9 protein-coding genes are annotated in these 8,791 nt (G+C 64.0%); 8 read left to right on the forward strand and 1 reads right to left on the reverse strand.

What is annotated here, in order from left to right; translation table 11 throughout:
* Window positions 1-44: 44 nt before the first annotated feature.
* On the reverse strand, window positions 45-1,853 hold the full coding sequence (locus EBBID32_RS20230; protein WP_006965889.1) for a DUF885 domain-containing protein: 1,809 nt from the start codon (window positions 1,851-1,853) through the stop codon (window positions 45-47).
* A 196-nt stretch (window positions 1,854-2,049) separates the two neighbouring features.
* On the opposite strand from EBBID32_RS20230, the gene EBBID32_RS20235 reads away from it, so the two are divergent.
* The 8 genes from EBBID32_RS20235 to EBBID32_RS20270 all read left to right on the forward strand — a co-directional run bounded on the left by EBBID32_RS20235 (window position 2,050) and on the right by EBBID32_RS20270 (window position 8,618).
* Window positions 2,050-2,736, forward strand: a complete 687-nt coding sequence (locus EBBID32_RS20235) for a glutathione S-transferase family protein (RefSeq protein WP_006965891.1) — start codon at window positions 2,050-2,052, stop codon at window positions 2,734-2,736.
* Between the two features lie 307 nt (window positions 2,737-3,043).
* Complete coding sequence (leuC, locus tag EBBID32_RS20240) at window positions 3,044-4,495, forward strand: 3-isopropylmalate dehydratase large subunit (protein ID WP_006965892.1); 1,452 nt, start codon at window positions 3,044-3,046, stop codon at window positions 4,493-4,495.
* Window positions 4,496-4,604: 109 nt separating this feature from the next.
* Window positions 4,605-5,213 (forward strand): 3-isopropylmalate dehydratase small subunit, encoded by a 609-nt coding sequence (gene leuD, locus EBBID32_RS20245; protein WP_006965896.1) that lies wholly within the window; start codon window positions 4,605-4,607, stop codon window positions 5,211-5,213.
* 57 nt (window positions 5,214-5,270) lie between these two features.
* Window positions 5,271-5,594, forward strand: a complete 324-nt coding sequence (locus EBBID32_RS20250; protein ID WP_006965898.1) for a DUF1476 domain-containing protein — start codon at window positions 5,271-5,273, stop codon at window positions 5,592-5,594.
* An 11-nt stretch (window positions 5,595-5,605) separates the two neighbouring features.
* A complete protein-coding gene (locus EBBID32_RS20255) occupies window positions 5,606-5,839 on the forward strand; it encodes a BolA/IbaG family iron-sulfur metabolism protein (protein ID WP_006965900.1) in 234 nt (77 codons plus the stop codon).
* A gap of 59 nt (window positions 5,840-5,898) precedes the next feature.
* The gene (gene grxD, locus EBBID32_RS20260; protein ID WP_006965903.1) at window positions 5,899-6,231 is read left to right on the forward strand and encodes a Grx4 family monothiol glutaredoxin; all 333 of its coding nucleotides are present in this window, start codon (window positions 5,899-5,901) and stop codon (window positions 6,229-6,231) included.
* A gap of 492 nt (window positions 6,232-6,723) precedes the next feature.
* Window positions 6,724-7,092 carry a BlaI/MecI/CopY family transcriptional regulator gene (locus EBBID32_RS20265; RefSeq protein WP_037492194.1) on the forward strand — a complete coding sequence of 123 codons (369 nt, stop codon included), beginning with the start codon at window positions 6,724-6,726 and terminating at the stop codon, window positions 7,090-7,092.
* The gene (locus tag EBBID32_RS20270) at window positions 7,089-8,618 is read left to right on the forward strand and encodes a M56 family metallopeptidase (protein WP_006965906.1); all 1,530 of its coding nucleotides are present in this window, start codon (window positions 7,089-7,091) and stop codon (window positions 8,616-8,618) included. Before EBBID32_RS20265 ends, EBBID32_RS20270 begins: the two co-directional genes overlap by 4 nt.
* The last annotated feature ends 173 nt before the right edge of the window (window positions 8,619-8,791 follow it).

Genomic DNA, 8,791 nt, shown 5'->3' on the forward strand with positions numbered 1-8,791 from the left:
CGTCTGGCCTGCGGCCATCCACCTCCCCTTGCAGGGGAGGATTTTCAAACAATCCCCGCCCGCTGCCTTACCGTCTGCTTCAATATGTCGAGCGGCATCGCTCCCAATGTCAGCACATCATGGAACGCCTTGATGTCGAACGCCGCACCCTGCTTCTTCTTCACTTCGCCACGCAACTCGTTCCACACGGTGTGGCCGATCTTGTAGCTGCACGCCTGTCCCGGCCACACCGTATAGCGGTCGATCTCGCCCTGGCTGCGGCCGCGTGCGATGCCGGTGGTGGCGATCAGATAGTCGGTTGCTTTCTCGCGGCTCCAGCGTTTGACGTGCATCCCTGAGTCCACGACCAGGCGGGTCGCCCGGAACAGCAGCGACTGGAGATAGCCGACCTGCCCCAGCGGATCGCCGTTGAACATGCCCATCTCGTCGGCCAGTTGCTCCGAATAGAGCGCCCAGCCTTCCGAATAGCCGCTATAGCCGCCGCGCCGCCGGATCATCGGAATGGCGTCGGATTCCAGCGCGACCGACACTTGCAGATGGTGGCCTGGCACCGCTTCATGATGGGTCAGCGTCGCCAGCCCGAATTTGGGCCGGTCGAATGTGTCGCGCAGGTTGATATAATAGATGGCCGGGCGTGAGCCATCGAGCGAGGCGTTCTGATAATAGCCGCCCGGTGCGCCCGCCTGGATCGTCACCGGCACGCGGCGCACCTCGACCGGAGCCTTCGGCACCGTGTTGAACGCCTCGCCCAGCCGCTTTTGCATCGCGATGATCTGGACGTTGAGCTGCGCCAGCAACGCCTCGCGGCCCGGATCGGTATTGGGGAAAAGCTGGTCGGGGCGCTGGTTCAGCGCGACGAGCCGGTCGCCCACGCTGCCCTGGCCCATTCCTTCGCCTTTCAGGATCGTGTCGATCCGGGCGCTGATTTCCGCCACCTGATCCAGGCCGATCTGGTGGATTTCATCCCCGGTCAGCGCGGTGGTGGTCGCCGCTTCCGCGGCGGCCGCATAAAAGGCTTCGCCGTCAGGCAGGCGCCACACGCCTGCATCATGGCTTGCCTTGGCCCGCAACATCTGGACCAGCGCGCGCTGACGGTCGAGCGCGGGGAAGATCGTATCCGTTACGATCTTTTCGGCCTGCGCCGCACGTTCGGGCGGCAGGCCAGCGGCAGCAAGCTTCTTGGCGAACGACGCGACGAGGACCGTCTGCGCGGCGGGCTGGTCGCGCAGCGATGCCTGCATCCTGAGCGTCGTGTCGAGAATATAGTCTGGCGCAAACACGCCCTTGGCCGCGTCCGCCTTTTGCCGTTCCAGTTCGCCGTCCATCGACGCGGGGAAGGCTTCGAGCCGGGCGAGATAGGCGTCGGCATCGGCCGCATCCTTCACCCGATGCTGCGAATCGAGGAAATCGGGGGTTTCGCGATAGCTGCCGGTCAGCTGGCTCAGCACATAGGGCGCGTAGTGGCCCGCCGTCTCGCCATAGCCGAAGCGTTCGCCGCCGATCGAGCGGTCAAGCTGATACGTGACGACATCATAATCGAGCCGGGATGCGTCGCTCAACGCCTTGCGGTCGATACCGGCCAGCTGCTTCGCCTGCGCCTTGCTGCGCGCCAGATCACGGGCAACCCCGACGACGGATGTGTCGCTCAGCTTGCCGCGCAAAGCGGCGCGCTCCCCCGTGTCGAGGCCAAGGCGAGTCGCCTGTTCGGGTGAATCCGCCAGGCGTTCGTAGAAAAAGCCGTCGAGCATGGCGCGCAACCGCGCGTCGGCGGCGGCGGGCTGGGCAAAGGCAGGGGTGGCGGCAGCGGTCAGCGCGGTTGCGCCGCTGGTGGCGAGGAACTGGCGTCGGTTCACGACTGGGGACTCCGTGTGTCAGGGGAAGGGCGATAGGGGGTAACGCCCATGATGCCCCCTTGTGCCGCCCTGCCAAGGACTTGGCTAGGTCTGGCACCAGATAAGCCAGCCTTATGTTTCGCATCGCTGGTTGCGGCTATACCGTCATTTGCCGATGCGATAAGGCGCGACCAGCCTGCATCAGGGAGATTTGGCCATGACCTACACCCTCATCACCGCGAACCGCAATTATAGCAGCTGGTCGCTGCGCCCCTGGGTGCTGATGACCGCGCTGGGCATCCCGTTCATCGACCGGATCGAACCGTTCGCGCAGGCGACCAACTATGCGGCCTTCCGCAGCTTTTCGCCAACCGGGCAGGTGCCTGCGCTGATGGATAGTGATCGCACGGTCTGGGATTCGCTGGGAATCACCCTCTATCTGGGTGATCGCCACCCCACCGTCTGGCCGACGGATGAAGCGGCGCGCGCTTGGGCGCAATGCGCGGTGGCAGAGATGCACAGCGGCTTTGCGACGCTGCGCAATGATTGCACCATGAATGTCGGGGTGCGCGTGGAGCCGCATCTGCACTCGCCCGCGCTGAATCGCGACATTGCGCGCCTCGCCGAGCTTTGGGCCGAAGGGTTGGCACGTTTCGGCGGGCCGTTCCTGGCTGGTGCGACCTTTACGGCGGTCGACGCCTTTTACGCGCCGGTCGCGTTCCGGGTGCGGACCTATGGGCTTAACGTCGGTCCGGCGGGGCAGGCGTGGGTCGACCATATGCTGGCGCTCCCCGCGCTGCAGGCATGGGAGACCGCGGCACTCGCCGAAACTTGGCGCGAGGAGAGCCATGAAGCCGAAATCGGCGCGGCCGGGCGGATCGTGGCGGACTATCGGGCAGTGTAAAATATCCTGCATGGGAAGGGATTTCGTATATGGAACGCCGCCCAATTAACCTTCGTCATGCTGAACCTGTTTCAGCATCTATCGTGCCCCACGCGCGTCCTTTTGCGACGCGAATGGAAGCGGAAATAGATTCAGCATGACGTTGAAGGGAATGGGCAGATCCTATGCAATGCCACTGCCGTGCCAGACGACGGCGTACCCCGCTGGCTTCGATGTAACATTGTTGCCCGCCAGACGGACAAAAGTGTAGTTTTCTGCCCGCTTCCCCCTTTTCCCCCGGCCTTTCCGGGTCTAGGGGGAAACCACTATGGTTAAGCTTCGCACCCTCTATGAGAAGATCTGGGACGCGCATGTTGTCGCGCGCCGCCCGGATGGCACCTGCCTGATCTATATTGATCGCCACCTCGTCCATGAGGTGACGTCGCCACAGGCGTTTGAGGGGCTTCGCCTTGCCGGACGCACGGTGCGTCGGCCGGATCTGACGCTGGCGGTGCCGGATCATAATCTGCCCACCACGCCGCGTCGCGATGCCGATGGCCATCGCATCCCGATCGCCGACCCGGAAAGCGCGCAGCAGCTTGCCGCGCTGGAGCGGAACGCGCCGGAATTTGGCGTGCGCCTGATCGGCGACGCTGATGCGGAACAGGGCATCGTCCATGTCGTGGGGCCGGAACAGGGCTTCACCCTGCCGGGCACGACCCTGGTGTGCGGCGACAGCCATACCTCATCGCATGGCGCGCTGGGCGCGCTGGCCTTCGGCATCGGCACGTCGGAGGTCGAGCATGTGCTGGCGACCCAGACCTTGCTGCTCAAACAGTCGAAAACGATGGAAGTCGTGGTCGAGGGTGAGCTGGGCTTTGGCGTCACGGCCAAGGATGTTGCGCTGGCGATTTGCGGGCATATCGGTACGGCCGGCGGCACTGGCTATGTCATGGAATATCGCGGCTCGGTGTTCCGCGACATGTCGATCGAGGGGCGGCTGACCGTCGCCAATATGTCGATCGAGGCAGGCGCACGCTCGGGCCTGTTCGCGCCGGACGAAAAGACCTTCGCCTATCTGAAGGGCCGCCCGATGGCGCCCAAGGGGGCTGATTGGGACGCGGCCGTTGCCTGGTGGCGCACGCTCGTCACTGACGAAGGCGCTGTGTTCGACAAGAGCGTCGTGATCGACGCCGCCGACATCGTGCCGACCGTGACGTGGGGCACCAGCCCTGAAGATGTCGTCGCGGTGACCGGCGTGGTGCCGGACCCTGCGAGTTTCGAGGATGCATCCAAGCGGGCGGCCGCGCAAAAGTCGCTCGACTATATGGGGCTGACCGCTGGGCAGAAGCTGGCCGACGTGGCGATCGAACATATTTTCATCGGCAGTTGCACCAACAGCCGGATCGAGGATCTGCGCTCCGCCGCTGCCTTGCTCAATGGGCGGCACATTGCCAGCGGGATCAAGCATGCCATGGTCGTCCCCGGCTCTGGCCTCGTCAAACGGCAGGCGGAGGCCGAAGGGCTGGACCGCATCTTCACCGACGCGGGCTTTGAATGGCGCGAACCGGGTTGTTCGGCGTGCCTGGGCATGAACCCGGACAAGGTGCCGTCGGGCGAGCGCTGCGCATCGACCAGCAACCGCAACTTCATGGGTCGTCAGGGACCGGGCGCGCGCACGCATCTGGTGTCGCCTGCCATGGCGGCGGCGGCGGCGCTCACCGGGCGGCTGACCGACGTGCGCGAACTGCTGAAAAAAGAAGAGGGGATGGCACTGTGAAAAAGATTTTCTGGCTGCTGACGCTGGGCGCTCTGGCCAGCGCGGCGATGGCCGCCACGCTGGGCCGGGCCGAAGATGGTCCCGCCACGGATGTGAAGCAGGCGCGCTGATGGACAAGCTGACGACCGTTGAGGGCAAGGCCTATCCGTTCGGGATGAAGAATGTCGATACCGACATCGTCATCCCGTCGCACTGGCTCAAGACGATTTCGCGCAACGGCCTTGGCAAGGGCGCGTTTGAAGTGCTGCGCAAGGAACCGGGCAATGTCTTTGACGATCCGGCCTATGCGGGCAGCCCGATCCTGATTGCGGGCGACAATTTCGGCTGCGGCTCCAGTCGCGAACATGCCGCCTGGGCGCTGGGCGATCTGGGCATCCGGGTGGTGATCGCGCCCAGTTTTTCCGACATCTTCTCCAGCAATGCGTTCAAGAACGGCATATTGACCGCCATATTGCCGCAGGACGCGATCGACCGGCTGATGGAGGTCGCCAAAGGCCCGGCAGGAACGCCCGAAGAAATTCATGTCGATCTGGAACAGCAGACAGTCACGACCCGGTTTCAGGATCGTTTTGTGTTCGATATTGACCCGTTCCGCAAACATTGCCTGCTGGGTGGTCTGGACGAGATCGGCCTGACGCTGGGCGATGCCGACGGAATCGGCGTCTATGAAGCGAAAGTGGCGCAAGATCGTCCCTGGATGATCCCCGCCGTTGCGTAAACGCGCGCTTCTTCCTATCTCTTTTTCCATCATCAGGTTTCAGCGGGGCTTTTGGGCATGACGACTTTCGACGATCGCGAACGGGCCTTTGAAAATATGTTCGCCCATGATCAGGAAATGCAGTTTCGTATCCAGGCGCGCCGCAACCGCCTGCTGGGCGAATGGGCTGCGGCGAAGATGGGCCTGACGCCCGAAGAAACCGATTCCTATGCCAAGGCGGTGGTGCAGGCCGATTTTGAGGAAGCGGGCGATGAGGATGTCATCCGCAAGCTGGTGGGCGACATGACATCGGCCGGTATCGAGATTGACGAACCCGGCGTGCGCGCTGCTCTCGAAGAACAAGCGGTGATCGCCCGCCGCATGTTCATCGAAGCGCAGTAAGGCCGCCTGCGATGCCAATGGCCGCCGATGACATTGCCGACATGATCCGCGCCGCCATTCCCGACGCCGATGTCGAGATTACCGATCTGGCAGGCGATGGCGATCATTATGCCGCGCGGGTGGTGGCGGAAAGTTTCCGGGGCATGAGCCGGGTGGCACAACAACGCGCCGTCTATGCCGCGCTCGGCGGGCGGATGGGGGGCGTGCTGCACGCCTTGCAACTGACCACGGCGGTTCCCAACTAACGCGCATCACAGATTTGCGTCCGGTCGTTCGGGCGCCAGACAGGAATGGACTTTCGATCATGACCGACGCCGTGCATCAGCGGATTGCCGAAATCGTGGGCGCCAACGACGTGGTGCTGTTCATGAAGGGCACGCCGCTCTTCCCGCAATGCGGCTTTTCCAGCCGCGCCATCGCCATATTGGAGCATCTGGGCGTGGCCTATGACACGGTCGACGTGTTGCAGGATCAGGCCGTGCGGCAGGGGATCAAGGCCTTTTCCGACTGGCCGACCATTCCGCAACTCTATGTGAAGGGCGAATTTGTCGGCGGCAGCGACATCATGATGGAAATGTATGAAGCGGGCGAACTGCACCAGCTGATGACCGATCAGGGCGTTGCCGCGGCGAACTGACCCACGTTCAGATACGAAGTCATAGAGGGCGGTCCGATCATCGGGCCGCCTTTTTTGTGCTTATGTTGGAAAGCCACCGGGTTGGGGATGCCGACGGAGATCGGCCAGCACCCCCAGGGTAGTTACACGGTAGGTTACGGTAATAACAGGTGCAACCGCCGTGCCAGAAACCGCAGGTCACGCAAATCCTTGGCTACAAGGGTTAATGGCACGCCGGGCAGGGCGGCATCTGTCAAGAATCCCGACATTGTGGAGCGGGAAACATCCTCCCCTTGCAGGGGAGGTGGCAACGCGAAGCGTTGACGAAGGGGTGTTGCCCTAACGATAGGGCAACACCCCTTCGTCTGGCCTGCGGCCCGACACCTCCCCTGCAAGGGGAGGATCTTGGCCTCCAAACACTGTGTATAAGCCTGCTTCCGCGCCTATTGACTACAATCGTAATCAATGCGATTACATCTGTAGTTGAACAAGAGGCAGAGTCGCGTGGCGCAGGTGAGTGAGAAGATCAGCGAAGCCGAACTGGTGGTGATGGAGGCGCTGTGGGAGCAGTCGCCGCTGACCGCCAATGATGTGGCCGATCGCGTCACCGCTGCCCGCGACTGGAGCGCGCAGACGGTCAAGACATTGCTGTCGCGGCTGATGGCCAAGGATGTGATCGCCGCCGATCAGGATGGTCGCCGCTTCCTCTACCGGCCGATGGTCGCGCGGGAGGATTATGTCGCCAGCGAATCGGGGCGGCTGGTCAACCGGCTGTTCGGCGGACGGATATCGCCGCTGGTCGCGCAGCTGGCGAGCCAGGACCAGTTGACCGACGATGACATCGCCGAGCTTGAGGCAATCCTGAAAGGGCTGAAATCATGAGCGTCTGGATGGTCGAAACATTGATTGCCACGACGCTGCTGATGGCGCTGGTGATGCTGCTGCGGCGGCCCGTCGCGCGCTGGCTGGGGGCGGGGGCGGCCTATTGCCTTTGGGCCGTGCCGTTCGCGCGAATGTTGCTGCCAGCGCTGCCCGGCGATGTCGCCAGTCCCTCGCCCTTGCATGTCGCGGTCGATCAGGCGGGCCTGCCCGATCTGCTGAGCATCGCACCGGCGGCACAGGTAGCCAGCGACACGGGCTTCCCCTGGCTGGAGGCTGGCATCGGCATCTGGTTTGCGGGGCTGGTCGCTTTCCTGATCGTGCAGGCGGTCGGCTATGCCCGGTTCCGGCGGCATATGCTGACCGGCGCGACGCCGATCGGCGAGGAAGGGCGCATCCGGCTGATCACAAGCCCGCACGCCAGCGGCCCGCTTGCTTTCGGCGTGTTCCAGCCTTTCATCGTGCTCCCCGCCGATTTCGCGCTGCGCTATGACGCGCTGGAACAGGAAATGGCAATCGCGCATGAGCGCGCCCATCATGCCCATGGTGATCTCGCTGCGAACATGGTTGCGCTGGCTCTGCTGGCGATCCACTGGTGCAACCCGATCGCCTGGATCGCCTACCGCGCCTATCGTGCCGATCAGGAAACCGCCTGCGACGCGCGCGTGCTGGCGCTCTATGGTCAGGATCAGGCGCATGTCTATGGCCGCGCGATCCTGAAAGCCGCCGGTGGCCGCCAGTTCGCCGCCGCCTGCCATCTCACCCGTATCACCACCTTGAAGGGGAGGCTCATCATGCTTTCGCGCCACGAAATTTCGCTCCAGCGGATCAGTTGGGGCATGGCCGCCGTTGCCATCGTTACCGCCACCGGCCTTGCGCTCACTGCATCGGGCAGCCGCGCCGCGCAGCAGATGGCCGCGATCAGCGATACGGTGGAAACTGCCGACTTTGCGCGCTTGTCCAATCTGGTCGCCCAGCCTGCCGCAGCCAGCAGCCCAAAGACCGCCGATGAATGGCCAGCTACTCCCGCCGTCCCGACGGCGGCCACGATCGACGCCGAAATGGCGGTCTTGCCACCCCCCGCGCCCCCCGCCCCAATGGTCCCCGCCGCCGACATGGTCGCGCCCGTCGCGCCGGTCCCCCCCATGCCCCCGGTGCCGCCTGTCGCCGTGCGGGAGGAGAAGGGCGGCATCACCGTCACCCACGCCGACGGCCGGGTCGAACGCCACCGCATCCCGACCGACGCCGAAATCCGCCGCATGGTGCCGCGCGTCGATGTCCGCAACGGCTGTGAAGGCAGCCAGACCGTCAGCCATCGCGAAAGCGTGGATGGCGAGGGGCGCCGCACCATCCGCGTCCGCATCTGCGAGGCGCAGATCGAGGCGCAGGCGCATCGTGCGGCGCGTGCCGGGCTGATGGCGGCACGGGCGCAGGTCGCGCGCGCCGCCCATATGACCGACCGCATTCGCGCCGATGTGCTGCGCGACCTGGACGAGGAAATTGCCAAGATGGACGGGCAGGGGGACTGACCCGCACGCTCGATCGCATCAATATGATTGTGAAGGCGAAAGCCATCCATGGGTCCGCCTATGGGTGGCTTTTTTGCGCGCGTTGAGGATCAGGCCGTCGGTCTGGTCGGCCTATGCCCGGACGCATCCTGTCGCGCGATGAGTTTAACTTGATCCGTTCGTTTCGCGCGAAG

This window comes from Sphingobium indicum BiD32 (assembly GCF_000382885.1).
Classification (GTDB): Bacteria; Pseudomonadota; Alphaproteobacteria; order Sphingomonadales; family Sphingomonadaceae; genus Sphingobium; species Sphingobium japonicum_C.